Below are 26083 nucleotides of genomic sequence, written 5' to 3'. Positions count from 1 at the left end.
CCAATGAAACACCCAATGGCTTTTGGCCCCATCTATTTCCATTCTTTCAACAGGTAAATACTCCATGATCGCCAACCCTAGCCGCTCCGCCCTCCGACCTTTCGACATGCTGGAGGCTTTTCGCGCCGCCGGCAGGCCATTGACGCTCTCCGAAATCTCACATTTGGCCAGCATCCCATTGTCGACCTGCCACAGCGTCGTTCATTCCCTGGAACAGTATGGCCTTTTATATTTCCTGTCCGCGCGTGAAACCTATCCAACGCGGCGCCTATGGGACATGGCTCGCGAAATCAACGCCAATGATCCTATTGCCACGCGCTGCCTCCCGGCGCTTACGGCTTTGCGCGATGCAACGAATGAAACCGTCATTCTCGGCACGCGCCAGGATGACCGCGTGTTGTATCTGCTGGTCGTCGAAAGCCAGCAGACTATCCGCTACTCATCGCGGGCCGGCGACTTCAAGCCTTTGCACTCAAGTTCCATCGGCAAGGTAATGCTGAGCCTGATGCCTGAAACAGAGCTGCGCAATTGGCTGGGTTCGCGCGAGTTGGCTCAGGCAACCGATCAAACCATTACCTCGGCAAAAAAACTGATGGCCGATCTCGATGCAAGCCGTGACAGGGGCTACAGCATTACGCGAGGCGAGAACGTGGACGAGGTGATGGCGATTGCGGCTCCCTTGCAACGGGGTTCCATGACGCTGGCGGTGGCCGTTGCGGGGCCGCTTAACCGGATGGAACAAAAGGCGGGCGACATTCCGGCGCAGTTGTTGTCGTGCATCCAGAATATCAAGCTCTGATACCGCAATTTTTGATGATCGCGTAGTCAAACGGCATAGACCGGAAGTGCATACTCAATGGAAAGCAACAAAGACATACTCGTTACTGACCGCGGCGACGGCCAGATTTGGCTGACGATCAATCGCGCCGGCAAGCACAATGCGCTCTCGCGCTCGGTACTCGAAGAGTTATCGAATACGGTGACGCGCTATGGCGACGATGCCGATACCCGGTTCATCGTCATACAGGGAGCGGGCGAACGCTATTTCGCGGCGGGAGGCGATCTCGTCGATTTGTCGTCGGTACGCACGCCGGAGGCAACCCGGGCCATGAGCAGCGAAGCGCGCGGCGCGCTGGATTCCGTGCGCAACTGCAAAACCCCCGTGATCGCCTATCTGAATGGCGATGCCATCGGCGGCGGGGCCGAGCTTGCCCTGGCCTGCGATATGCGCATGATCTCCGCTCCAGCCCGCATTGGCTTTATCCATGCCAGGCTTGCCATTACGCCGGCGTGGGGCGGAGGCACCGATTTATGCAGTCTGGTGGGGGCCTCCCGGGCGCTGCGCATGATGTCGCGATGCGAAATGATCCATGCCGAAATGGCACTCGACTGGGGTCTGGCCGATGCCGTGATTACCGACGGGCCCGAAGGCCAGGACGCTCGGGAGTTCCTCCAGCCCCTGCTTCAACGTTCCGGTCTGATCTTGCGGTCGCTCAAGGAACAGGCAAATGCCTGGCGCACGGGGTGCTCCTATACCGAGCGCCGCGACGCCGAACAGCGCCATTTGATCGCCAGCTGGACTCACGACGATCACTGGCAGGCAGCGGACCACATACTTTCCAAGGGCAAGAAATGACGCGAGACGGAACAACATCGAACGCGGCCGCACTCGCGCCGCCGGCAGTCGGGCTGTCCAGCCCGGCGGGTATTGAAGTGCCCACGCAAGTGGATGCCTCGGCAGTGCACCCGGAAAATATTGGCAAGCCCGGGGAATATCCTTTTACCCGGGGCATATTCCCGGACGGCTACCAGGGAAGGTTGTGGACCATCCGGCAATACTCCGGATTCGGCACCGCCGAAGAGTCGAACGAGCGCTACAAGTTCTTGTTGGCTCAAGGTCAAACGGGCTTATCCGTTGCGCTCGATTTGCCGACGCAATGCGGCTTTGACCCGACGGATGCCATGGCTCGGCCGGAAATCGGAAAAGTCGGGGTGTCTCTATCCAACCTGAGCGAAGCCGAGATTCTTTTCCAGGGGATAGACTTATCGCGCATCTCGACCTCCTTCACCATCAATGGCACGGCGGCCATCATCTACGCCATGTATCTTGCGGTGGCCGACAAGCAAGGTGTGGCGCGTGAAAAACTTACCGGCACCATTCAGAATGACATCCTGAAGGAATACGTGGCGCGAGGCACCTGGATATTCCCCGTCCGGCCGTCCATGCGTCTCATCGCGGATTCCATCCTGTATTCCAACGATGTGTCCCCGCGTTTCAACGCGATCAGTATTGCCGGCGCCCATGTGCGCGACGCGGGGGCGACCGCCGTCGAGGAAATGGCCTACACGCTGGCCAACGGCCTGGCTTATGTCGACGAGCTGCAGAGCCGCGGAGGGGATGTCGAAAAATTCGCCAAGCGCCTGTCGTTCTTCTTTTATGTGCACATGGATTTCTTCGACGAAATAGCGAAGTTCCGCGCAGGCCGCCGGCTGTGGGCAAAACTGATGAAGGAACGCTATGGCGTCAAGGATCCCAAAGCCCAGCATTTCCGGTTTGGCGTTGTGTGCGGCGGGTCTTCCCTGGTAGCTCCGCAGCCCTATAACAATATCGTGCGTGTAGCGGTTGAAACCATGGCGGCGGTAATGGGCGGGGCGCAATCCATATTTACGTGCGCTTTCGATGAAGCCTTTCAGATCCCCACTGAGTTCTCCGCTGAAATTGCCGTGCGCACGCAACAAATGATCGCCTACGAAACGGGGATTGCCCGTACGGTCGATCCGCTGGGCGGCAGCTACTTCCTGGAGCAGCACACCGACAGGATGGAAGAAGCCATTGTCAACGTGATGAACGAGATAGAAGCTTATGGCGGGGTCATTCCCGCCATCGAAGACGGCTGGCTGCAATTAAGGCTGGCGCAGCGCGGGCTGGAGCGCAAGCAGAAGGCCGATTCGGGCGAAAGCGTCATCGTCGGCCAGAATCATTTCCGCCGGGAAGGCGAGCAGGCCGGCGTCAATGAGATTTTCCGCCTCGATGACAGCGTAGCGAAACGCGCGCTGGAAAAATTCCAGAAAGTGCTGGATACCCGCAGCCAGAACGCCGTCGATACCACGCTGGCCAGGCTGGCCACGGCTGCTGCAAATGATACGGAGAACCTCATGCCGTATCTGGTCGATTGTTGCCATGCCTACGCGACGGTGGGCGAGATGGTTTCCACACTGAAGAAACAGTGGGGCGAATTCAAGGAGCCGGTAAATCTATGAACGCACTCGATACCAAGCGCCCATTGCTGGGTAAACGTATCCTGGTTGGAAAGCCTGGGCTGGATGGGCACGACATTGGTGCAAAGATCATCGCGCTCACGCTGCGCGATGCGGGAGCCGAGGTAATCTATACGGGTTTGCGCCGCAGCCCCCAGGAAATTGCGCGCGTCGCCGTGGATGAAGGCGTCGATGCGGTGGGGCTGAGCATACTGTCGGGTAGCCACAAGGAACTCGTCGAGGACGTATTCGCCAGATTGAAAGACCTCAATGCCAGCGATATCAAGGTATTCGTGGGCGGCACGATTCCGGCGGAAGACCAGCAGCAATTGCGATCGATGGGAGTGACCGGCGTCTATACAAGCGATATGCCTCTTGACGATGTCGTTGCTTCATTGGCCCGGGCATTGTCATGAACAGGCCCCTGGAAGGCATACGGATCGTTGAAATCGGCCACATGCTGGCCGGCCCTTACTGCGGTCTGTTGCTGGCGGACCTTGGCGCCGAGATCATCAAGGTCGAGCCCAAGGACGGCGACATTGGCAGGCGCATCAGTCCTCACCAGATTGGCCGGCACAATGCTTACTTTGCCAGCCTGAATCGCAACAAGAAAAGTATTGTCCTGGACCTCGCCAGCGATTTTGGGAAGGCCGCGCTGGGCGGGATTCTTAAGACGTCCCAGGCGTTGATCACCAATCTTCGGCCCAGCGCAATCAAGAAGCTGGGCCTGACCTACGAGTCGCTGAAAGTCTGGAACGAAAGCCTGGTCTGCGTGGCCCTGACCGGCTATGGGCTCGAAGGCCCCTACGCCGAAAGGCCGGCGTACGACTACGTAATTCAGGCCATGACCGGCATTATGGCTCTGACCGGAGATCCGGATTCGGCTCCCACCAAGACGGGTTACTCGGCAGTCGACAATTCCGCCGGCATAATGGCCGCGCTGGGCCTCCTGGCAAAAATCATTCATGGCAAAGGTGGGCAGGTCGATGTCGCCATGTACGATGTCATGCTGTCGCAATTGAATTATCTGGCCGGCGCCACGCTCAATGCCGGAGAGCGCCAGGAGCGTCTGGCGAACTCCTCGCACCCTTACATCGTCCCGGCGCAGATTTTCAAATCGGCCGATGGCTGGCTCACCCTGTTCATCACTCATGACAAGTTCTGGCAGAAATTCTGCGTTGAACTCGGGAAGGACGAATGGCTGACCGATCCGCGCTTTGCCACCATGTCGGGCCGCCGCCAAAATCGTGAGCTTGTTGTTGCCGACATCAGCGCAGTCATGCTGACGGCGTCGGCCGGCGACTGGGTCAGGCGCCTGGCCCCGCTTGGAATCGTGGTCGCCGAGATCGGTACCCTGAGCGACGCCCTTGACAATGACCTTACCCAGTACCGCAATCTTATCGTTCAACTGGGCGATGGCAGCGAGCGGCTGCGGGCAATCGGAAGCCCCATCAAGTTCAGCGATTCGGAACCGGAATATGCCATGCCGCCGCTGCTCGACGAGCATCGCGGCGACATTCTTTCGGGGGACGGGCGTTGAAGCGAGCCGATCTCGACCGCCGGTCTCTTGGCCTGACCCTGACGCGCCTGGCTAATGCCACGGTCAACGATGCCCTCGCGGCCGACAGTGGGGCGTGCCTCACGCACACGGCACGCCGTATTGGTTTTACCGGGCCGCCCGGCGCGGGGAAAAGCAGCCTGGTCGGCCGTCTTGCGCAAATACGATCCGAAGGTATACGACTTGGTATATTGGCTATCGATCCCACCAGTCCGAAATCGGGCGGGGCTATTCTTGGCGACCGTATTCGCATGGACGAATTGGCCGGGATAAGCGATCTTTACATCCGTTCTTTCGGCTCGCGCTCGGCAACGGACGGACTCACCGACAATCTGCCGGAACTCATGGCAGTCATGGATGCCTTTGAATTCGATGAAGTGATGATCGAGACTGTCGGGGTGGGGCAGGCCGAATACGCTGTTCGTCCGCAGGTCGACACCCTGGTACTTGTATTGCTGCCGGATAGCGGCGATGTGATTCAGGCCATGAAGGCCGGCATCATGGAGATGGCGGACATTGTCGTGGTGAATAAATCCGATTTGCCGGGGGCGCGAAAAATGGCGGCGGATGTCAAGCGCATCGTCGGCATGAGCAAGCGCATACTGAAGGGATGGACTCCCCAGGTACTCCTTACCGCGGCGGATGACTCGGAGAGCATCCGGAATCTATCCGCCGAAATCGATCGGCATTGTCGATTGCTCGAGCAAGATGGCGTGCGTGAGAAACTTCTCCATGAGCGAGCCCGTTATCGAATCCGGCGGCTTGTGGAGCGGGAGGCCGCGCGCGTCGTTGATCAACTGCCGCCCTCCTGCCTGGGATCGTCGCTGGTTGAACAGTACCGGACCGTGCTCGATGGGCTTGGGAAAAGCCTATGAGCAGGCAGAATCGGCGCATTGCGGGCGTTTAAATTTTAAGGAATCGAAAAAAATGGCAACTCGTCTTTCTATCATTGCGACTCGCACCGGCGACGCGGGCACTACCGGCCTGGGAGATGGAAGCCGTGTCGATAAAGATGCGCCACGCATCGAAGCCATGGGCAGCGTGGACGAACTCAACAGCATGATCGGTTTGTTGCGCACAGAACCGCTGCCCGAGGGCTTGGACGCTTTGTTCAAGCATGTTCAGAACGATCTGTTCGATTTGGGGGCGGAGTTGTGCATTCCAGGGCATGTGGTCATAGCCGCGCGGCACGTAGAGTACCTGGACGGCAATCTTCGCCGCTATAACGCCAAGCTTGGGCCGCTTAAAGAGTTCATTTTGCCCGGCGGGTCGCGAGCCGCCGCATTGGCGCATCTGGCGCGCACCATTTGTCGTCGGGCGGAGCGCGCAGTCGTCACGCTTGGGCGGAGCGCCGCCGTCAATCCACCGGTAAGGCAATATTTGAACCGGCTCTCCGATCTGTGTTTCGTCCTGGCTCGAATTATCAATCAGGCCGAAGGCTGTGGCGACGTGCTGTGGGGCCGTGAGCCCGAGTCGAACTCGCCCTCCGCCACGTAAACAATCAACCAGGCCGACCCTGCTTCGAATTTGCTTCGGGGCGGCCGAAAATTTGTCCTTGCCCAAACTCACATTCTGAATGTAAAATAAAATTGAATAGTTTTTCCATATACTGAATTTGTTGGCACAAAAATCATAAACAGGAGACAGGGATGAACTCGAAAAACAATAATTTATTTATGGCTTTAGGCATGGCTGCCGCTCTGTGCCTGCCGGGTCTTGCATCGGCCAAAACAATCACCCTGAAAATGGCGCATCAATGGCCGCAGGCTGAATCCGATTATGTCGTGGCCACCGGCATCAAGTTTGCGCACGAGGTTGAAAAACGATCCAAAGGCGAAATCAAGATTCAGTTTTTCCCGGCAGAATCGCTGGTCAAGGCCAGCAATACCCACACCGCCCTGAAAAACGGTACGGTGGATCTTGCCATTTATCCCTATATCTATGCCGCCGGCGCCATTCCCGAGATGAACCTGATCCTGATGCCGGGAATATGGAAATCTCATGACGATGTGTTTCGTTTCCGCACCAGCGAGCCATGGCGGAAGCTGGAAGCCAAAGCCGAAGCCTACGGTTTTAAAACGCTTAGCTGGATCCAGATTTCCGGTGGCGTGGCATCGACGAAGAAACCCATTGCATCGCCCGCCGATGTCGCCGGAGCAAAAGTACGCGCCGCGGGAAAATACATGTCGTATGCGCTGCAACAGGCCAAGGCAAGCACGGTTTCCATGCCGTCATCGGAAAACTACAGCGCCATGCAATTGGGCCTGCTTGACGCCGTCTGGACTTCATCCAGTTCGTTTGGAGCCTATCGGCTCTACGAAGTCAGCAAGTATTATGTTTCTCCCGAAAAATACAGCATCTACTACACCATCGAGCCTATTGCCATCAGCATGAAAACCTGGAATAAGCTGACCCCAGGGCAACAGAAGATCCTGTCGGACGTCGGTAAAAGCCTTGAGCAAGGCGCTCTCGAGGGTGCCAAGAAAGAAGATGCGCGGGTGACGAAAATCTTCGCCGACAATGGTGTGAAGGTTCAGCAAATGACGCTCGAAGACTGGAACCGCTGGCACGATTTGTTCCAGGAGCATGCATTTCCAAAATTCAAGAAAGATAATCCTGCGGCGGCACCGTTGCTCGATGAAGTCCTTGCTTTATACAAATGATTCCCTCCGAGTGCCGGCCTGTGAAAAAAAGTAGCCTTTTCAACCGGCTTGTGGACCTCTCCGGAATGTCCGTGGGGGTGGCTACCTTTCTGATCGGTATTTTCGTCACGTACGACGTTCTGGCCAGGACCTTATTCCGGATGACCAACTCATGGGTCACCGAGGTCACCACCTATCTGATGGGCTACATCACGTTTGTGGGGGCTGCCTACGTTCTTAAAGAAGGCGCGCACGTCAGCGTCGACTTGCTGGTGCAAAAGATGCCTCCCACCGCCCGGCGGGTACTCGTTTTTGTCACCGATGGGATCATGCTGCTGGTTGTTGCGACGCTGGCCTGGCTCAGTTTCCAGTTTTTTTGGGATGCCTGGACCAGCCACGAAGTGTCGGACACCCTTTTGTCGATCAGTTTGTGGATTCCTTATCTGTCCTTTTTTATCGGGATGGTCTGGCTGTTGGCGGTGCTGGTCACGCAAACCTTGCGGCATTGGCGCCGATAGACCGATAAAAGGGACTCTGCATGATTGAATTATGGATCGGATTGGCAATGTTCGTGTCATTGCTGGTCGTGTTGCTTATCGGGATTCCAGTTGCCTTCGCCCTGATTGCGGTCGCAATGGCGTCGATTACGATACTGGGCGGAGGCTTCGATGCACTGGGTCTGGTGGCGCCCACCCTGTGGTCTTCCATCGCCAGTTTTACACTGACCGCGGTGCCGCTTTTTATTCTGATGGGGGCCATAATTTCGGCCTCGGGCATGGGAGCCCGGCTGTATGGCGCGCTGGCGACCCTGATGGCAGGGGTGCCCGGCGGCCTTACCGTGGCGACCACACTGGCCTGTACGATCATGGCGGCGGTATCGGGTTCCAGCGTGGCCACAGCGGGGGCGATTGGCCGTTTTTCGGTGCTCGAGATGCGCCGCTTCGGCTACCGGGACGAAACCGCCTGCGGTGCGGTTGCGGCGGGGGGAACGCTGGGCATTCTGATCCCTCCCAGCATCCCGCTGATCGTCTACGGCATCATCGCCCAGGAATCGATCGGGAAGCTGTTTATCGCCGGCATTGTTCCTGGCATCATCATGGCGTGCAGCTTTATTGTCTACCAGGTGTGGATTGCAAGGCGCGAGGCGAAAAAAATGCCCGTCGCAACGCATGAGCCGGTAACACTGCGGGAGCGCCTGGCCGCGCTGAAACATATCGTGCCTGTGGCAATTTTGGTGTGGGTGATACTCGGCACTATTTATCAGGGCATCGCCACCCCCACAGAAGCGGCCGCCCTGGGTGTCCTGGCCAGCCTGCTGCTTTCGGGCATTATCTATCGCGAGCTGACCTGGGCCAAGATTGTGATCATCCTGCGGGAAACGGCCAAGGGCAGTGTCATGGTCCTTATGATCATCGGCGGTGCAATGCTCTTCGGTTATGCCATGACCACCAGCAATGTCGCACCCACGCTTTCCCGAGTCGTGGCCGAGCTGAGTGTTCCTCCATGGATCGCATTCATCACGATCAATCTGTTGTTGATCTTTCTTGGCTGCTTCATGGAGACGCTGTCGATCATCGTGATTACAGCGCCCATTCTGATTCCCATCATTCTCGCATTCGGCTGGGATCCAATCTGGTTTGGCATCATCATGGTGATCAACATGGAGATGGCCTTGATTACGCCACCCGTGGGCTTGAACCTGTTCGTGGTTCAAGGCGTCGTGGAAGATGTGCCGCTTACACGCATTATTGTCGGCACCATGCCTTATGTCTTCATTATGGCGGCCGTGTTGCTGCTGGTCGGAGTGTTCCCCGATCTGGCCACCTTTTTGCCGCAACATATCCGCTGAGCGCCAGGGGTCTGCCGCTGCGCTGGCGCAAAGCGGATCCCTGGCGTGCAACAGAAAGGGTTGCGGCGCCATTGCGGGAGCGCGAACAAAGATCATGCCAGGCTTCGCACGGTCTTTCGCTATGGTTCCTGTCAAAGCATCGGCGAAATTGTTCATGGCATTCCGCCATATTTGTTGGCGCATTCAAACCTCACTGGGGAAGATCGTCATACCTCGCAATGGGGTCATCAGCGCGCATCTTCCCATCTTGCAGGTCTTGATCGATCGCCGCATGTGTGCGCTTGTGGGGATCGCCCCAGCCTCCGCCACTGGCAGTGACATGGCGCCACATCGAGCCCGATTCGATTTCCGTGACGATCTTCGATGGCAAATCACGCATTGCGCCGTCTTGCGAGAAAAGCGCGTTTTTCGAATTACTGCCCGGACCCCCGCCAGCTAGTCCCCAAGGCCGGATGACAGCACGATCGGAACGGATTTGCAGTACAGCGCGCCGGCCAAGGAAGCGTACATCGCGCCGCACCGCCAGGCCACCTCGGAATTGCCCCACGCCGCCCGTATTGGGCACAAAACCGTAATGTTCGACGCGCAATGGGTAGGTCGCCTCGATCAGTTCGCAACTGGTATTCTGGGCATCGACTATGGGCGAGGCCACGCCTTCGAGGCCATCGAGGCCAGGCCTGCCGCCGAATGCGCCCGAGATCAATTCCATGAAAACAAATGGCACGCCGTCTTGGTCCTCGCCGCCGACACTGATCACGGCGGGGCCGCCGTCGCCCGCAGCCGGGACGCGTTCGGGGCGCAATGGCGCGAATGCTCCAAAGAGGGCGTCGGTGACGCGATACGCTGTGACTGCACGCGCGGCACAGGCGGCAGGAAAGGCCATGTTCACGATCGAGCCTTTGGGCGCAGTCACCGAGAGCAGATGCAGGAAGCCTGAATTGTTGGGAATTTCACGCCCAATGATGGCTTTGACGACGAAGGCTACGGCGGTGCGGGTAATCGAAAGCGGCGCGTTGATGGCACTACGCACTTGCGGCGATGTGCCGGTGAAATCCACCGCGATGCCTTCCGGGCTGACATTCACCTCGACCTGGATTCTGACTGGGTCTCCTCCTACTCCGTCATCGTCGATGTAATCGACAAAACAATAGCGCCCTGGCTTCAGTTCCTGCAGAGCCGCCCGCGCCATGCGCTCCCCATAGTCGATCAGCTCGTGCATATAGTGGCCCAGCAATTCCGCCCCGAGGCGGCGGGCAATGCCCTGGAACTCGGCTTCGGCGGTGTTGCAGGCGGCGATCTCGGCATAGAGATCGGCCATGAGGATATCTGGATGCCGCACGTTGGCGCGGATCACATTGAGTAGATTCTGGTCGAGTATGCCGCGCGCATACAGCTTGCAGGGGGGGATGCGGATACCCTCTTGAAAGATCTCGGTCGAGTCCGCGGCGTTGCCTCCGGGCACCCGGCCGCCCACGTCCGCCATGTGGGCCACCGCTGCCGCAAAGCCGGAGAGCTTTCCGTCGAGGAATATCGGTTTGAACACAAAGAAATCCGGAAGATGCATGCCGCCGGCGTAGGGGTCGTTCATGATGATCAGGTCGCCTTCTTCCAAGGTCACGCGAATCTCCGCCGGCAAGGACATCAGTGCATTGGGAATCGATCCCAGATGCACCGCGATGCCGACCCCGCCTGTGACCAATTCCCCTTCGGCATTGCATAAGGCAACGGAAAAATCATGCGAATCGCGGACAATCAACGAACGGGCCGTCCGCGCCAGCGTGCCCGCCATGTTGTCGGTGATCGAGTCGAGGCTGTTCTTGACCAGCTCGAGCGACATCGCGTTGATTTCCGCGGTCTCGGCGCTCGTCGCGGCCTGTGCCGCAACGGTATCGAGCGCGATGATGACGTTGCCGAAATCATCCAGCGAAGCACTGCACTGAGGAGGAATGACGATAGTGGTGTCGAGCTCTTCGACGATGGCCGGCCCAATGACGGAACCTGTGCGCAGCGCGCTGCGGCGGATCACCCGGGCTTTCTGCCAGCCGGCATCGGGCCCGAAGTAAGCGTCGCGGGTAACGGTTTCGGCGTTTGCCGTTTCCTGCATGCTCTGCCGCCCTACCTCGGCATAAGAGGCTTTTCTGGTGATGTCGCGGGCGGTGATACGCAGACTGACAATCTGCACATGCGTCAGATCCTCTTGATAGCCGTAGGTGCGCTGGTGTTCCTCGCAGAATTTTTCGGCAAGCCGATGGAAGCTGTTTCTATCCAGCTTGCCCAGGGGCGCGTCGATAAAGAGTTCGAACGACTGGCCGACATACTGCATGGTTGCGCTGCGCTCGATTACGATGTCGGCTGACCGGAGGTCATCGCGCAACAGGTCGGCCATTGCACTGTCCTGCAGGTCCGCGAAGATTTGATTAAGACGCTCCACCGCGGCGTCATCGATCTCGTTGACGCGTTGCAATACGGTTCGCGAGCCTTTCTGCTGCACATCTGCCATCAGCAGGCCGAGGGCGCTGAAGAGTCCGGGGGAGTTTGGCACAAGGACATGCTTCAGCCCCATCGCGCGTCCCAGTTCCGCGGCATGCAAGGGCCCGGCGCCGCCGAAGGCGACGAGGGTATAGTCGCGGGCATCGCGGCCGCGTTCGACTGAAACGGCCCGCACCGCGCGTATCATGTTCGACGTAGCTACCGCATAGATGCCGTAGGCGGCTTGCTCGACGCTGAGCCCTGCGGGATGGGCGATTTTCTTGGCAATTGCTTCACGTGCTAAGTCGACTACGATGGATTTCGCTCCGCCCGCTATTGCATTGGGGTTGATATAACCCATTGTGGCGTAGGCATCGGTGACGGTGGGTTCGGTGCCGCCCTGGTCGTAGCATGCCGGGCCGGGTGCCGCGCCGGCGCTGCGCGGGCCGACGCGCAACGCCCCGCCGGCATCGAGCCAGGCGATGCTGCCGCCGCCGGCGCCGACCTCGGCGATTTCAATCGATGGCACGCGGATGACATGTCCGCCGCTCGAGCCTCCAGAGTGGCTCATGCCGCCGCCGACATGATATTCGGAGGATTCAAACGGTTTGCCGTTTTCGATCAGCGTCGCCTTGGCCGTGGTGCCGCCCATATCGAAGGCGATCAAATTACGCTCGCCGGTTTGCTGTGCCAGGTAGCATGCCGCCAGAACGCCCGCGGCCGGGCCCGACTCAACGATGTTGACGGGCCGCTGCCGGGCCAGCTCGGCGGAAATAAGACCACCGTTCGACTGCATGACCAGGACATCGCCCCGGTATGCGATCGAAATGAGGGCTTCCTGGAGTTGCCGCAAATAATGGTCGACCACCGGCATCAGGTAGGTGTTGATGACGGTTGTGCTGGTGCGCTCATACTCGCGAGCCTCGCCGAGCACTTCGGTCGAGCGGCAGATCGTCATGCCGGGGAAGAGCTCCTGGCCTACAGTCTGCACGAGTTGCTCATGGGTGGGATCGACATAAGAATTGATGAGGCATATCGCCACATTGCTTATCCCCTGGGCCTGCAAGCGTTTGAATGCCTGTTCAATGTCTGCGCGTTCCGGAGCGCGCAGCACTTCGCCGCACGCCGACATCCTTTCGTCGATTTCCAGGCGATGCGCGCGCTGCACCAAAGGCGCGGGCTTGACCCACCGAAGATCATGCACATCCGCTCCCCAGCCTCCACGGCCTATCTCCAGGACGTCGCAGAATCCCTTGGTGGTAAGCAGGCCCAGTTGCGGCCCGCTGCCCTCCAGGATGGCGTTGGTGGCTACGGTCGTGCCATGGATAAAGCCATTGAGATCTCCGCCGCTCAGCTTGAATTCGCCGAAGACTTCGGTCAGTGCGCCAAGAATGCCGCGCGAAAAATCTTCCGGCGTCGAGAGTACCTTGCGCCTGAACAGGCTGCCGTCATCGCCGAGGACGATGAGATCGGTGAAAGTTCCGCCCGTATCGACGCCGACCCGGTACGTAGTCCCTGTTCTGCTAATCATGCTCATTCAGCCTTTTCTGAAGCGGTGGCGGGCATCTTCGCTTTGCCTTCGATGACGACGCCGGCGCGGCGTTCGACCAGCTCGACGATGCGGGTGAAGTCCTGGTCGCCAAGTTCCGTCGCGGCCGTTTCCCACACTTCGGCGACCGCTCTGCCGATGGTGAACGGTACGCCGTATTCATCGGCGAACTCTTTGCACAGACGCACGTCCTTGTTCAGCAAGACGGCACGAAACCCAAAATTGAAGCTGCGATCGAGCACCGAGCGGGGGAACTTGTCGGTGGTTGCCGTGTTGCGGCCGCTGCTGGCATTGAGAACATCGAGCATGACGCTGGCGTCCAATCCGGCCTTCACGCCTAAAGCCATGACTTCCGTCGTGGCGGCCATGGCGTTGGCTGACAGGAGATTATTGAGCACCTTCATGGCTTGGCCCTGGCCGGGGCGGTCGCCGACCAGAAAGACGCGGCCCAGCATCTCCAGGAAAGGCTGGGCGCGTTCGAAGTCCGCTTGCGCACCCGACGCCATGATCGCCAGCGTGCCTTTGGCGGCGCCCGACACGCCGCCGCTGACTGGCGCATCCAGGAAGCGCATGCCGCGTTGCTGCAGGATCTCGGCCACGGCCACTGCGGTAGCCGGGCCCGTGGTGGACAGATCGATGGCCAGCTTGGCGCGGCGGCCCTGGGCCAGGCCGTCCGCTCCTTCGACCACCGCGCGCAGCGATGCGGGAGTGGGCAGGCTCATCAGCACGATATCCGCCCGATCGGCAAGCTCCCTTGGGGTGCGCGCCGCGGCCTCGGGCCCTGCGAAGGCAAGTGCCTGCTGATGGCGCAGGTCTTGTACGATCAGGGCGCACTTGGCGTTGCGCAGGCGAGTAGCCATGGGAAGCCCCATATTTCCTAGGCCGATAAATCCGATGCAGGTCATAGCTTCAGTCTCCGTTGTACGACTCTCTGGGGCTCACTCGTGTCTATCGCAGCACGAAGGGATTGGGCACGTCGTTGCCCATATCGATCCAGACACTCTTGGTTTGCAGATATTCATTGATCATGCCCATGCCGTTCTCACGGCCGAGGCCGGAACGCTTGTAGCCGCCGAAAGGCATCATGTAGCTGACCGCGCGATAGGTATTGACCCAGACCGTGCCGGCCTCGAGCCGATCGACCATGGTCAGCGCACGGCCGATGTTCTCGGTCCACACGCCAGCCGCCAAGCCATACGGCAGGCTATTGGCGATATGCACCGCCTCTTCATCGTCTTCAAAAGGCAGGACCGCGAGTACGGGACCGAAAACCTCTTCGCGTGCGATTTGCATCTCCGGTGTGACACCGGAGAAAATGGTGGGCTCCACAAACCAGCCGGTACCGCACTCGGGCCGCCGGGACGGACTTCCGCCGAGCAGGCATGTGGCGCCTTCGCTCTTGGCCGTCTCGATGTAGCGCAGGACCTTGTCATACTGAGGGCGCGTGGTGACCGGACCTACCTGGGTTTCGAGCTTGCTTGGATCGCCGATTCGGGCAGTGCCGGCGAACTCGACCACTTTGTCGACGAAGGCGTCGTGGATCTTGCGCTGCACCAGAAGACGCGAACCGGCAATACAAGTCTGGCCCGTGGCCGCGAAGATGCCGGAGATCACCCCCTTGACCGCATTGTCGAGATTGGCATCGGCAAAGACGATATTCGGGGACTTGCCACCCAGTTCCAGCGTGATGCGCTTGAAGTGGCGCGCGGCCAGCTCGTTGACACGCTGCCCGGCGGATTCGCCGCCAGTGAAGGCGATCTTGGCCACCAGTGGATGAGTCACCAGTGTTTCGCCGATATCGGCGCCGAAGCCCGTAACCACGTTGACTACGCCCGGCGGGAACCCGGCTTCGTCGAACAGCTTGACGAATTCGAGCGCGGAGACAGATGAAAATTCAGAAGGCTTCCACACCACCGTGTTGCCTGCCGCGAGCGCCGGCGCAAGCTTCCATACAGCCAGCAAAAGAGGTGAATTCCAGGGTGTGATCGCCGCGACGACTCCCAGGGGTTCAGACTTGGTATAGGTGAACATCTTGGTTTTATCGTTGGGGACCACCGAGCCTTCGATCTTGTCGGCCAGCCCGCCGTAATAATAGAACCACTGGGGTATGTAGCGTACCTGGCCCAGCATCTCTGCGAGCAGTTTGCCGTTGTCGCGGGTTTCGATGCTGCCCAGCCGTTCTGCATTGGCGGCAATGAGGTCGCCCAGGCGCCGCAGTAGATTGCCGCGGGCGCTGGCGCTCAATCCGCGCCAGCTCGGTGCTACAAAGGCCCGGTGAGCGGCCTCGATAGCGCGCACAACGTCTTCCGTACCGCCCTTGGCCACCATTGCCCAGGGCCGGCCTGTGTAGGGGTCGAACGATTCAAAATACTCGCCGGTGGAAGGTGGGCAAGGCTTGCCGTCCAGGTACAAGTCGTAATGGTCCATGATGTTCTCCTGTCGATGTCTGCCGAGGCCGTCTTACTTGTCCGGGGCGGGTTCGGCGAGCACTTCCTTGGCGACGCGAAAGGCGTCGACCGCGGCCGGCACGCCGCCGTATACGCCGGCTTGCAGCAGGGCTTCGCGTATCTCTTCCTGGGTGCAGCCGTTGCGCAAGGCGCCGCGAACATGTATCTTCAATTCATGCGGTCGATTGAGCACGGTAAGCATGACCACATTCAGCAGGCTGCGTGTCTTGCGCGATAGCCCGTCGCGGGTCCATACGGCGCCCCAGCAGTAGGTGGTCACGAGATCTTGCAGGGGCTTGGTGAAATCATCGGCTTCGGCCAGCGACTTGTTGACATAATCGACACCGACCACTGCTTTGCGAACGGCCAGTCCGCTTTCATAAACATCATCAGACATTTCGGTACTCCTGTATTGCATGCCGGCTATTCGGCACGCGAGGGTGGTTGCAATCAATATTCAATGCTTGGGCCACATCACGGAGGCGGTTGCCAGCGCCGGCGGATACACCGTCTTCGGTTCCCCGTCCTGCCATTGCACCAGCACCATGTCGGCACCGACGCGCCTGCCTTCGGCATCGAACTTGATGCGATGACCCGGATAAAAGCGCGCCGCTCCCTCCGTGGTATCCATCGCACGCAATGCCTGGGCAACTTTTTCGCGATCGGCGGAGCCCGCTTTTTCAAGCGCGTCTTTCAGTATCCACATGTCGCCGTAGCTGGAAATTGCTTCCTGGGTCATCCATGGCTCGCCCGTCGCCTTTTTCCAGTCGGCGGTGATTTTCTCTTCGCCCTTGCCGCCCCAATTGCCCGAAATGAGCATGACTCCATTGATCACATCCTTGCCCATTACCTTCAGCAGTTCCGGCATGCCTAGCGAGCTGCCGCTGGCGAGGACAGGAATCCTGCCCTTGCCGATGCCCATTTCGTTCATCTTTTCAAGAATGAGTTTGGAATCGGGCACGTTGGTGGTCAGGAGCAGCAGCAGGTCGGGTTTGGCGTTGCGGACCTTTTGCACCATTGAGGTCGCATCCGACAGCGGCGGCGTGTAGATTTCGTCGACCACCAGTTTCATGCCGAGTTTGGCAAAGCCGCCCTCACGCATGGGCTTTGTAAAACTGGCCGGGGAGGCTGTGTTGTCCATGATGATGCCCACCGTCTTGGGGGCGGCGCCGGTGGCCTTCTTCGCAACCTGGGCAATCACCGGCAGTGCGTTTTCGGCTTGGGCTCCGCCCGGCATCGAGGTCTGGAACACATATTTGTAGCCGCGATTGGTGATGGCTTCGGAATACGACAGGGTCAGCCATGGCAGCTTGGCGCGTTCGGTTACTTCGGTGACTGCGAGCGTGAAAGAACTGACGTACACACCGGTGCCCCCCACCAGGTCGGGCTCTTGCGCAACTAGGCGCTGCGCGGCGATCTTGGCCTTCTGGGTGCTGTCCCCCGAATCAGCCACGACGAGCTGCATTTTTGCGCCTCCAAGTGCCTTGATGCCGCCCTCGGCATTGATGTGGGCGACCGCCAGCTCCGCTCCTTTGACCTGAAATTCGCCGCTGCGCGCCCAGGCCCCGGACAGCGGAACCATCACTGCGACTTTCACTGGTTTCGGCTCCGCAAAGGCGTTTGCCGAAGCACCCAGCGTTCCCGCCATGGCCAGTGCCGCACAAAATACAAAACCGTGTGTCATCTTGATGTTCATGATGTCTCCTTAGTCGTTATTTGCCTGCTACATCCCAAGATATGCCCGCTTAACCTTGGCATCTCTCATTAAAATCTCATGAGTCCCCTCCAGCGCGACGCGGCCGGATTCCAGAACATAGCCATAGCTGCAAGCCTCGAGTGCTTCAGCAACGCGTTGTTCCACAAGCAGGACCGTCAGGTTGTGGTCTTTATGTATCTGCTCGATCAATTCGAAAATCTGGTCGGCGATCGCTGGCGCAAGTCCCATCGAGGGTTCATCCAGCATCAGGAGCTTGGGCGTCGACGCAAGGCCCCGGCCAATAGCCACCATTTGCTGCTCGCCGCCGGAGAGCGTGCCGGCATATTGCTTTTGCCGCGATGCGAGCTGTGGGAATAAACCGAATATCATGTCGCGTGAGCGCGGCCATTGGCGTCGCGCCGCACGCGACTGCGCGCCCATTTCGAGATTTTCGAGCACCGTCATGCTCTTGAAGACCTGACGGCCTTCTGGGACGTGGGCAATGCCCAGGGCGGCGCGGTCCGCCGCCAGGACGGTTGCCAGGTCCTGGCCCTCGAACAGGATGGCGCCCGCCTCCAACGGCACGGTGCCCGATATGGCTTTGAACAGGGTGGATTTGCCGGCGCCGTTGGGCCCGACGATGGCCACGAACTGACCTGTTCCTACGCTAAGGCTGACGTCCGACAGCGCATGCAGGCCGCCATAGGAGACCGCGAGATTGTCAATGCGCAGCATGGGTCGCCCACCGTTTTCCGAGGTATGCTTCAATGACTTTGGGATCGCTGGTGACCAAGGCCGGCTTGCCGCAGATGAGCATGCGGCCATGATTCAGCACCAACAGGCGGTCGGCCAGCCGCACCATGGCCTGCATGGTGTGTTCGATGATGACGATGGTGATGCCGCTGTTCCTCAGGTCGTCGATTACCTTGAGCACATGCTCGACTTCTTCGGAACCCAGGCCGGCCAGGATTTCATCCAGCAGCAATAGCCGCGGCCTCGAGACGATCGAGCGGGCCAGTTCCATCAGGCGCAGCTGGAGTGTTGTCAGAGAGGTGGCTACCTCATCCTCATGGCTGGCCAGGCCGACGCGGACGAGCGCCGTACGCGCGGCGTCATAGGCCGCCGCGTCTTTGCGGTGGGCGGAAAATGCGCCTACCACGATGTTGTCGAGCAGGCTAAGGCGCGGGAACAATCGCACCACTTGGAAGGTTCGCCCAATGCCCGCGCGGCAGATGCCATGCAGGGGCAGGCGTTCCAGCGACTTGCCTTCAAAGCTCACCTGGCCTTGGGTAGGTGAAAGCACACCATTGAGCACATTGAACAAGGTTGTCTTGCCCGCGCCATTGGGGCCGATGATGCCGAGAATTTCGCCCCGGTATACATCGAAGCTTACCTCGCTCACCGCCACAACCCCGCCAAACGACTTGGACAGATTGCGCACTGCGAGGAGCACATCGCTCATAGGCGTTCCAGTACATGCCTGAACTTTACGCATGTAGGGTTCGGCATGGAAGGCGTTTGGAGCACGGGCCGGCCCATTGCGCTTGCGGCGGAATGCATGGGCAAGTTTAGGCAGTATGCCTTGCGGCGCAATCAGAATGACCAGAATGATTGCCAGTCCGTAAACTACGCCTTGAATGCCGGGCCAGCGGTTGCCGAACTCCGCGTTGAGGATCTCGCCTAGTGGAATCAGCACTACGGCACCGACTAGCGGCCCCGCAATATTGGCGGCTCCGCCAAATAGCGTCACTATCATTGCTTCGGCCGACACCAGCATGCCGAATACACTTGCGGGCGTAACGATCAGCATGACGACAGCATAAAAGCCACCGGCGACACCGGCAATCGCCCCGGACAGCACAAGAGCCTTGAGCTTCCAGACAAAAGGATTGATCCCGGCAGCCTGCGCCGCCAATTCATTTTGCTTGATGGCCAGCAGCGACAGGCCAAACCTGGACCGTGCGACCCATAGATTCACCAGCAGCGAACCTGCCAGCAGTACGACGCCGATCACAATATAAACTCGTTGGTCCGAGAACTGCATGTATTTCCACGGATCCACGCGCTGCATCGGCAATGTGATTTCGTTCAAGCCCAGCCAATCGAACACATAGAGCAGGACAAGGGGATACGCCAACATCGCCAACGCGAAGTAAAGGCCGCGCAGGCGGAATGTGGGGATTCCAATCAGCAGGCCCGCGAGCGCGCCTATGGCGCCCGCCCCGAACAAACCCAGCCACGGCGTGATGCCCATGTGAACAAAAAGCAGCGTAACGGCGAATGCCCCTAGACCGAAAAATGAGGCATGCCCGAAAGAGACCAGACCCGAATAGCCGCTAATGATATTCCAGGCTACACCCATCATTGCCCAGATCGGGACGAGCGTGAAGATGAGCTGGTAGTACGAATTCTTGAGCAGGAGGGTGCCAATCAGGTACAGGGCCAGGCCGGCGCCCACGATGATGGTGTTGTTGCGCAGGAGCGTGGATGCCTTCATGCCCGCTCCACGCTGCGCCCGAACAAGCCTTGAGGCCGCACGAGAATGATAAGCAGGAAGACGACGAAGATTGCCGCATTCTGCAACTGCGTCGGCAGTATCAGGGTTGCAAGCTGCTGTACAAGGCCGATGGTCATGCCGCCCCAGAATGCACCTATGGTGCTGCCCATTCCACCCAGCACCACGCCCGCATACATGATAATGACGAACTCCACGCCTACATAAGGCTGGAACGAATAATACGTGGCAATGAGGCCGCCAGCCACGGCCGTAACCGCCCCGCCTATGCCAAACGCCAGCCGGTGTGCCCGGCGTACGTGGATGCCCATATAGGTAGCCGCTTCAGGGTTGTCGGCGGCCGCACGCAGTATCTTGCCGTGGCGCGTGCGGCCAATGAAAGCCGCGACGAGCAGAATGACAATGACGGCAACGACGAACGCGGCCATTCGAGCTTGATTGAGAAAGAGTGTCATGCCGCCAGGAAGCGGGCCGATTTCCCAGGCCGTGGAGGAGAGCGGCGTATTGACCGATTGGGGTATTGCGCCGAAGACGAGCAGCCCGCCGTTTTGCAGAACCAGCGACAGGCCAAGGGTGAGGATCAATTGAGCGTAATGCCCGTCGCCTTCTGTGCCGCTGGCGCGCAGGCCGGTGATCCTGCTCAGGAGCACTTCATAAAGGAAGCTGGCAATGAAGAACATTGCCACCGCCGAGATCAAATTCGCAATATAAGGGCCGATGTAAGGGCCGAGCGTCGCTCCAAGGCCAAGCTGGGTGAAAACCAGAAGAGTCCCATACATGCCCAGCATGAGGAATTCACCCTGGGCAAAGTTGATGACCCGCATGACGCTGAAGATGAGCGCAAGACCGACGCACATTAAACCGTAGACACTTCCGACGACAATGCCGCTGTAAAGCGCCTGCAGCATATTCTCAATGACTATCCATCCCTCAGTCATCAGCGTGCCTCCTCTGGCCTTAGCTACCGGTGGATACTGCCTGCGCGCAGATTTGCACTTAGCCCATTACCAAGGATTCATGGGTGCGGATTGCGCATGACTATTCTTTTCTGTGTGTGAATCTTACTGAGTGCAATGTATAATTACCAATGACATTTTTTTTGCTTTATTAATAACTTTTATTAATGCGTCGGCTAACCCTCGTCAATCTCGAAACACTCTGCTGGATTGCCCGGCTCGGTTCTTTTACCGCCGCGGCCGAACGGCTCAATTTAACCCAGCCCGCCATATCCAAGCGTATCAAAGACTTGGAAGATGCCGTGGGGGTACGTGTATTCAGGCAACAAGGCAGGCGCATGGAACTCACGATACAGGGTCGCGACTTGGTGCAGCGGGCGGAGCCGCTGCTCAATCGGCTTGAAGACTTGGTCATTTCTCTTGAGAATCCCGTTGCGGCCACTGGACTAATTCGCATGGGAGTCGGCGAAATTGTCGCTGTCACCTGGCTCGCGAGGCTGATGGCGCATTTGAAAGAAAAAATGCCGGGCGTAAATTATGAGATTGAAGTTGGGCTTACCGTGAACATGCGGCACAAGCTCGAAGTCGGGCAGTTGGACGTAGCGATCCTTGCCGCGGTGGCCGATAGCAACCAGATCACTGCGACGAACCTGGGCGGAGTTGATCTGCATTGGCTGATAGGCAGGAAGCTGCTGGCGGAGGCCGAGAAGAAATGTGCGAGCGTAAAGGAAATTCTCGAAAGCTATCCTATTTGGTGTGTGGCCCGGCCTTCATATATGTATCCGCTGGCGGTTGAAATGCTGCGCAAGTATGGTGTGGCACCGAAAAATATCAATACGTCGGACAGCGTGCAGAGTATTGTCGAGCTTGCGGCCAATGACGTGGGTATCGCAGTTCTGCCGGAGAGCATGGTGATCCAGCATATGAAGGACGGGCGCCTGCTGTCGATTTCGAAAGAATTGGCGGTGGAACGGCTCGATTTTGTGATTGCCCGCCGTTGCGATCAAGACCAGGCCATCATTCAGGAAATTATCAAATGCACCCAGGAAGCCAGTGAGTTTCTAAGGGAACAGTCCTATGGAAAATAACAACTGGCTTGGTCGAATGCCCGCAGGGCTGCATCTGTAGGAGCGGCCCTTGGCGCCATGAGCATGTCACGGCCACTTCAACGGATGGCCCTGCAACGCGATGCCGGGAGGACATCAGGCCCCTCTGTTCCTGCCAGAACCGTGGTGCCGACAGGGTCTTGCCTCGGCCGCGGAAACGATATAGATACAATACAGGGATAATTTCGATCAATTCGGCCTGGGCGGCCATGGTCCGTCCCGGCGCAAATGTGCCCGCTTCTTCTGCTTTCAGGTAAATACGTGTCCTATCCTACATTGCCCTATCCGATCACTTCGTACACCCGTGGCGCCGAGTTCGCGCGTCTTCTGGCTTCGCGCATACTGATCCTCGATGGCGCCATGGGCACCATGATCCAGCAGTACAAGCTCAGCGAGATCGAGTTCCGGGGCAGTCGCTTTGCGGATCACTACAAAGACGTCAGGGGCGACAACGAGCTGTTGTCGCTGGTGCGCCCGGACATCGTTCTGGAAATTCACAAACAGTATCTTGCGGCGGGCGCCGATGTCATTGAAACCAATACCTTTGGGGCGACCTCGATTGCGCAGGGCGATTACGGCCTGGGCGAACTGGCCTACGAGCTGAACCTGGAGTCGGCCAAGCTGGCGCGCGCGGCCTGCGATGAATACAGCACACCGGACAAACCGCGCTTTGTGGCGGGCGCCTTGGGCCCGCAGCCTAAAACGGCTTCGATTTCACCCGACGTGAATGATCCGGGCGCGCGCAATGTAAGCTTCGAGGAGTTGCGCGCAGCGTACACCGAGCAAATGAACGGTCTGCTCGATGGCGGAATCGATCTGGTGCTGATCGAAACGATTTTCGACACCCTGAATGCCAAGGCCGCCATTTTTGCGGTGGAAACCGTGTTCGAAGAGCGCGGCGTGCGGCTGCCTGTCATGGTTTCGGGCACGGTCACCGATGCGTCGGGGCGCATTCTGTCCGGGCAGACGGTCGAGGCATTCTGGAATTCTGTGCGGCATGCGCGGCCTATTACCATAGGCCTGAACTGTGCGCTGGGGGCGGCGTTGATGCGGCCTTATGTGGCCGAGCTGTCCAAGATATGCGATACCTATATTTGCGTCTACCCGAATGCGGGCCTGCCCAACCCCATGGCCGAGACCGGCTTTGACGAGACGCCGGCCGACACCTCGTCGCTGCTCGAAGAGTTTGCCAGGACCGGCCTGGTCAATATGGCCGGCGGCTGCTGCGGCACGACCCCCGAACACATCAAGGCGATTGCCGACCGGGTCAGTGGCTTGCCGGTGCGGCAGGTGCCGGTCATTCCAGTCAAGACCCGCTTGTCCGGCCTGGAAGCCTTGACTATTGACGAGGATTCCCTGTTCGTCAACGTGGGCGAGCGCACCAATGTGACGGGCAGCAAGATGTTCCTGCGCCTGATCCGTGAAGAAAAGTACGAAGAAGCCTTGGCGGTGGCGCGCCAGCAGGTTGAAAACGGCGCGCAAATCATCGACATCAATATGGATGAGGCCATGCTGGATTCGGCCGCGTGCATGCATCGGTTCCTGAACATGATCGCGTCCGAGCCCGATATTGCCCGGGTACCGGTCATGATCGACAGCTCCAAATGGGAGGTTATCGAGACGGGCTTGCGTTGTGTGCAGGGTAAATCGGTGGTGAATTCGATTTCCATGAAGGAAGGCGTCGACGCTTTCCTGCATCATGCAAGGCTTTGCCGCAAATACGGCGCCGCGGCGGTCGTCATGGCATTCGACGAGCAAGGGCAGGCCGATAGTATCGAGCGGCGCAAGCAGATATGCGAACGTGCCTATCGCTTGCTGGTCGACGAAGTCGGCTTCCCGCCCGAAGACATTATTTTCGATCCCAATGTATTCGCCATTGCCACCGGCATCGAAGAACACAATCACTACGCGGTCGATTTCATCGAGGCGACCCGCTGGATCACCCACAACCTGCCGCACGCGCGAATTTCGGGCGGCGTCTCGAACGTGAGCTTTTCGTTTCGCGGCAATGAGCTGATGCGCGAAGCCATACACACTGTGTTCTTGTATTACGCCATCAGGGAAGGCATGACGATGGGCATCGTCAACGCCGGCCAGCTTGGCGTGTACGCGAACGTCGACCCGAAGCTGCTGGCGTATGTCGAAGACGTGGTGCTCGACCGTGCCGAGCCGCTGGGCAAGACCGACCCGGCCGATGAGCGCACCTCGACCGAGCGTCTGGTCGAACTGGCCGAAACGTTCAAGGGTTCGGGGGCCAAGAAGGAAGAAGATCTGGCCTGGCGCGATCAGCCGGTGGAGGCGCGTCTTTCGCATGCGCTGGTCCAGGGTATTACCACCTTCATTGTCGACGATACCGAAGAGGTCCGGCAGAAGATCGCCGACAAGGGCGGCCGCCCCATCGAGGTGATCGAAGGCCCGCTCATGGACGGGATGAATGTGGTGGGCGATTTGTTCGGCGCCGGCAAGATGTTCCTGCCCCAAGTGGTCAAATCGGCCCGCGTCATGAAACAGGCCGTGGCGCATCTGATTCCTTTCATCGAAGAAGAAAAACGGCAGATTGCCGCTGCCGGCGGCGATGTGCGCGCCAAGGGCAAGATTGTGATCGCCACGGTCAAGGGCGATGTGCACGACATAGGCAAGAACATCGTTACCGTGGTGTTGCAGTGCAATAATTTCGAAGTCATCAATATGGGCGTGATGGTTCCCTGTGCCGACATCCTGGCCAAGGCCAAGGAAGAGAATTGCAATATGGTGGGCCTGTCGGGCCTGATCACGCCCAGCCTGGAAGAAATGGCTTATGTGGCCTCGGAAATGCAGCGCGACGAGTATTTCCGCAGCCGCAAGCTGCCCTTGCTGGTTGGCGGGGCGACCACCAGCCGCGTGCACACGGCCGTGAAGATCGCGCCCAATTACGAAGGCCCGGTTATTTACGTGCCCGACGCCAGCCGCTCCGTAGGGGTGGCCACCAACCTGATGTCGGACCAGGTCGATGCGTACACGGCCGAAGTGGCCGAGGAATACGAGCTGGTACGCACCCGCCATGCCAACCGCAAGGCAACGCCCTTGGTCACTTTGGCCGAGGCGCGTGCTCATAAGCCGCATATCGATTGGGCCAATTACACGCCGCCGCGTCCCAAGTTCATTGGACGCCGTACGTTCAAGAACTACGATTTGTCCGATGTTCTGCATTACATCGACTGGACGCCCTTTTTCCAGACCTGGAGCCTGTTTGGCCAGTATCCGGCCATTCTCGAGGACAAGGTAGTGGGCGAACAGGCGAAAAAAGTGTTTGCCGAAGGCCAGGCCATGATGAAAAAAGTCATCGAAGGCCGCTGGCTTACCGCCAACGGCGTGGTGGCGTTTTATCCGGCCAATACGGTCAACGACGAAGACATCGAAATATATCGCGACGAATCTCGTTCCGACGTCCTGTTTACCTGGCGCAACGTGCGGCAGCAAACGGTCAAGCGTGAAGGCGTGGACAATAAATGCCTGGCCGATTACATCGCCCCCAAATCGAGCGGTGTGGCCGATTATATCGGCCTGTTCGCAGTCACTGGCGGGCTGGGGATCGAAAAACACGATGCCGCCTTTCTGGCCGATAACGACGATTACTCCAGCATCATGCTCAAATCGATTGCCGATCGCCTGGCCGAAGGCTTTGCCGAATGCCTGCATGCGCGGGTGCGCAAGGACTTGTGGGGCTATGTGCCTGACGAGACCCTCGACAACGAATCGATCATTGCTGAAAAATACCAGGGTATACGGCCTGCCCCGGGCTACCCTGCGTGCCCCGAACATGTGATCAAGAAAGAAATGTTCAAGGTTCTCGAGTGCGAAGATATTTCCATGCAGCTGACCGACAGCTATGCCATGTATCCGGCCTCCAGCGTGTCGGGGTTTTACATCAGCCATCCGCAATCGCAATACTTCAACGTGGGTTCCATAGGCGATGATCAGGTCAAAGATTATGTTCAGCGCAGCGGCCGCAGCGAGGAAGACGTGCGCCGGACGCTGGCCAGCACCCTGAGATAGCCG

General features: G+C 58.8%; 20 protein-coding genes. 12 read left to right on the top strand and 8 right to left on the bottom strand.

Features of this window, described 5'->3' with window-relative positions; genetic code table 11:
• Nucleotides 1–64: 64 nt before the first annotated feature.
• From ACYVIS_RS01480 to ACYVIS_RS01435, 10 genes are all read left to right on the top strand, one after another.
• Nucleotides 65–799 (top strand): IclR family transcriptional regulator, encoded by a 735-nt coding sequence (locus ACYVIS_RS01480; RefSeq protein WP_232742311.1) that lies wholly within the window; start codon nt 65–67, stop codon nt 797–799.
• A 57-nt stretch (nt 800–856) separates the two neighbouring features.
• Complete coding sequence (locus ACYVIS_RS01475; RefSeq protein WP_460873072.1) at nt 857–1636, top strand: enoyl-CoA hydratase/isomerase family protein; 780 nt, start codon at nt 857–859, stop codon at nt 1634–1636.
• The gene (locus tag ACYVIS_RS01470; protein WP_460873071.1) at nt 1633–3261 is read left to right on the top strand and encodes an acyl-CoA mutase large subunit family protein; all 1629 of its coding nucleotides are present in this window, start codon (nt 1633–1635) and stop codon (nt 3259–3261) included. Before ACYVIS_RS01475 ends, ACYVIS_RS01470 begins: the two co-directional genes overlap by 4 nt.
• On the top strand, nt 3258–3674 hold the full coding sequence (locus tag ACYVIS_RS01465; protein ID WP_460873069.1) for a cobalamin B12-binding domain-containing protein: 417 nt from the start codon (nt 3258–3260) through the stop codon (nt 3672–3674). The genes ACYVIS_RS01470 and ACYVIS_RS01465 overlap by 4 nt, the downstream gene beginning before the upstream one ends.
• The gene (locus tag ACYVIS_RS01460) at nt 3671–4798 is read left to right on the top strand and encodes a CaiB/BaiF CoA transferase family protein (RefSeq protein ID WP_460873068.1); all 1128 of its coding nucleotides are present in this window, start codon (nt 3671–3673) and stop codon (nt 4796–4798) included. Before ACYVIS_RS01465 ends, ACYVIS_RS01460 begins: the two co-directional genes overlap by 4 nt.
• A complete protein-coding gene (locus ACYVIS_RS01455; RefSeq protein WP_232742316.1) occupies nt 4795–5691 on the top strand; it encodes an ArgK/MeaB family GTPase in 897 nt (298 codons plus the stop codon). Before ACYVIS_RS01460 ends, ACYVIS_RS01455 begins: the two co-directional genes overlap by 4 nt.
• Nucleotides 5692–5743: 52 nt before the next feature.
• Complete coding sequence (locus tag ACYVIS_RS01450) at nt 5744–6313, top strand: cob(I)yrinic acid a,c-diamide adenosyltransferase (protein WP_232742317.1); 570 nt, start codon at nt 5744–5746, stop codon at nt 6311–6313.
• Between the two features lie 152 nt (nt 6314–6465).
• The gene (dctP, locus tag ACYVIS_RS01445; protein WP_232742318.1) at nt 6466–7479 is read left to right on the top strand and encodes a TRAP transporter substrate-binding protein DctP; all 1014 of its coding nucleotides are present in this window, start codon (nt 6466–6468) and stop codon (nt 7477–7479) included.
• Between the two features lie 20 nt (nt 7480–7499).
• On the top strand, nt 7500–7976 hold the full coding sequence (locus tag ACYVIS_RS01440; RefSeq protein ID WP_232742319.1) for a TRAP transporter small permease subunit: 477 nt from the start codon (nt 7500–7502) through the stop codon (nt 7974–7976).
• A gap of 20 nt (nt 7977–7996) precedes the next feature.
• A complete protein-coding gene (locus tag ACYVIS_RS01435) occupies nt 7997–9307 on the top strand; it encodes a TRAP transporter large permease (protein WP_460873067.1) in 1311 nt (436 codons plus the stop codon).
• Nucleotides 9308–9497: 190 nt separating this feature from the next.
• Here ACYVIS_RS01435 and ACYVIS_RS01430 read toward each other — a convergent pair whose 3' ends face one another.
• From ACYVIS_RS01430 to ACYVIS_RS01395, 8 genes are read right to left on the bottom strand one after another with little or no spacing between them, the layout of a single operon-like run.
• Nucleotides 9498–13313 (bottom strand): hydantoinase B/oxoprolinase family protein, encoded by a 3816-nt coding sequence (locus tag ACYVIS_RS01430; protein WP_460873065.1) that lies wholly within the window; start codon nt 13311–13313, stop codon nt 9498–9500.
• Entirely contained in the window at nt 13310–14230 is a 921-nt protein-coding gene (locus ACYVIS_RS01425; RefSeq protein ID WP_255696605.1) for an NAD(P)-dependent oxidoreductase, read from the bottom strand. The genes ACYVIS_RS01430 and ACYVIS_RS01425 overlap by 4 nt, the downstream gene beginning before the upstream one ends.
• A gap of 43 nt (nt 14231–14273) precedes the next feature.
• The gene (locus ACYVIS_RS01420; protein ID WP_232742323.1) at nt 14274–15752 is read right to left on the bottom strand and encodes an aldehyde dehydrogenase; all 1479 of its coding nucleotides are present in this window, start codon (nt 15750–15752) and stop codon (nt 14274–14276) included.
• A gap of 33 nt (nt 15753–15785) precedes the next feature.
• Nucleotides 15786–16169 (bottom strand): carboxymuconolactone decarboxylase family protein, encoded by a 384-nt coding sequence (locus ACYVIS_RS01415; protein WP_232742324.1) that lies wholly within the window; start codon nt 16167–16169, stop codon nt 15786–15788.
• A gap of 60 nt (nt 16170–16229) precedes the next feature.
• Entirely contained in the window at nt 16230–17468 is a 1239-nt protein-coding gene (locus tag ACYVIS_RS01410; RefSeq protein WP_232742325.1) for an ABC transporter substrate-binding protein, read from the bottom strand.
• Nucleotides 17469–17495: 27 nt separating this feature from the next.
• On the bottom strand, nt 17496–18203 hold the full coding sequence (locus ACYVIS_RS01405) for an ABC transporter ATP-binding protein (RefSeq protein WP_232742326.1): 708 nt from the start codon (nt 18201–18203) through the stop codon (nt 17496–17498).
• Nucleotides 18190–19965, bottom strand: a complete 1776-nt coding sequence (locus ACYVIS_RS01400; RefSeq protein WP_460873064.1) for a branched-chain amino acid ABC transporter ATP-binding protein/permease — start codon at nt 19963–19965, stop codon at nt 18190–18192. The genes ACYVIS_RS01405 and ACYVIS_RS01400 overlap by 14 nt, the downstream gene beginning before the upstream one ends.
• Nucleotides 19962–20921, bottom strand: a complete 960-nt coding sequence (locus ACYVIS_RS01395; RefSeq protein WP_460873063.1) for a branched-chain amino acid ABC transporter permease — start codon at nt 20919–20921, stop codon at nt 19962–19964. The genes ACYVIS_RS01400 and ACYVIS_RS01395 overlap by 4 nt, the downstream gene beginning before the upstream one ends.
• Nucleotides 20922–21106: 185 nt before the next feature.
• Between ACYVIS_RS01395 and ACYVIS_RS01390 the strand changes: the two genes are divergently transcribed.
• On the top strand, nt 21107–22027 hold the full coding sequence (locus ACYVIS_RS01390) for a LysR family transcriptional regulator (protein ID WP_232742329.1): 921 nt from the start codon (nt 21107–21109) through the stop codon (nt 22025–22027).
• 279 nt (nt 22028–22306) lie between these two features.
• Nucleotides 22307–26080 (top strand): methionine synthase, encoded by a 3774-nt coding sequence (gene metH / locus ACYVIS_RS01385; protein ID WP_460873062.1) that lies wholly within the window; start codon nt 22307–22309, stop codon nt 26078–26080.
• Nucleotides 26081–26083 lie beyond the last annotated feature (3 nt).

It is taken from the genome of Paralcaligenes ginsengisoli (assembly GCF_054781135.1).
The sequence above is the reverse complement of the archived record's forward strand: the minus strand, read 5'-3'. Positions and strand labels throughout refer to the sequence as shown.

Coding starts and splice junctions, on each gene's coding strand:
- ACYVIS_RS01395 (WP_460873063.1), bottom strand. CDS start 20,921: ATGACTGAGGGATGGATAGTCATTGAGAATATGCTGCAGGCGCTTTAC.
- ACYVIS_RS01405 (WP_232742326.1), bottom strand. CDS start 18,203: ATGCTGCGCATTGACAATCTCGCGGTCTCCTATGGCGGCCTGCATGCG.
- ACYVIS_RS01420 (WP_232742323.1), bottom strand. CDS start 15,752: ATGGACCATTACGACTTGTACCTGGACGGCAAGCCTTGCCCACCTTCC.
- ACYVIS_RS01460 (WP_460873068.1), top strand. CDS start 3,671: ATGAACAGGCCCCTGGAAGGCATACGGATCGTTGAAATCGGCCACATG.
- ACYVIS_RS01410 (WP_232742325.1), bottom strand. CDS start 17,468: ATGAACATCAAGATGACACACGGTTTTGTATTTTGTGCGGCACTGGCC.
- ACYVIS_RS01400 (WP_460873064.1), bottom strand. CDS start 19,965: ATGAAGGCATCCACGCTCCTGCGCAACAACACCATCATCGTGGGCGCC.
- ACYVIS_RS01475 (WP_460873072.1), top strand. CDS start 857: ATGGAAAGCAACAAAGACATACTCGTTACTGACCGCGGCGACGGCCAG.
- ACYVIS_RS01415 (WP_232742324.1), bottom strand. CDS start 16,169: ATGTCTGATGATGTTTATGAAAGCGGACTGGCCGTTCGCAAAGCAGTG.
- ACYVIS_RS01390 (WP_232742329.1), top strand. CDS start 21,107: ATGCGTCGGCTAACCCTCGTCAATCTCGAAACACTCTGCTGGATTGCC.
- ACYVIS_RS01430 (WP_460873065.1), bottom strand. CDS start 13,313: ATGAGCATGATTAGCAGAACAGGGACTACGTACCGGGTCGGCGTCGAT.
- ACYVIS_RS01425 (WP_255696605.1), bottom strand. CDS start 14,230: ATGACCTGCATCGGATTTATCGGCCTAGGAAATATGGGGCTTCCCATG.
- ACYVIS_RS01435 (WP_460873067.1), top strand. CDS start 7,997: ATGATTGAATTATGGATCGGATTGGCAATGTTCGTGTCATTGCTGGTC.
- ACYVIS_RS01465 (WP_460873069.1), top strand. CDS start 3,258: ATGAACGCACTCGATACCAAGCGCCCATTGCTGGGTAAACGTATCCTG.
- ACYVIS_RS01480 (WP_232742311.1), top strand. CDS start 65: ATGATCGCCAACCCTAGCCGCTCCGCCCTCCGACCTTTCGACATGCTG.
- dctP (WP_232742318.1), top strand. CDS start 6,466: ATGAACTCGAAAAACAATAATTTATTTATGGCTTTAGGCATGGCTGCC.
- ACYVIS_RS01470 (WP_460873071.1), top strand. CDS start 1,633: ATGACGCGAGACGGAACAACATCGAACGCGGCCGCACTCGCGCCGCCG.
- ACYVIS_RS01450 (WP_232742317.1), top strand. CDS start 5,744: ATGGCAACTCGTCTTTCTATCATTGCGACTCGCACCGGCGACGCGGGC.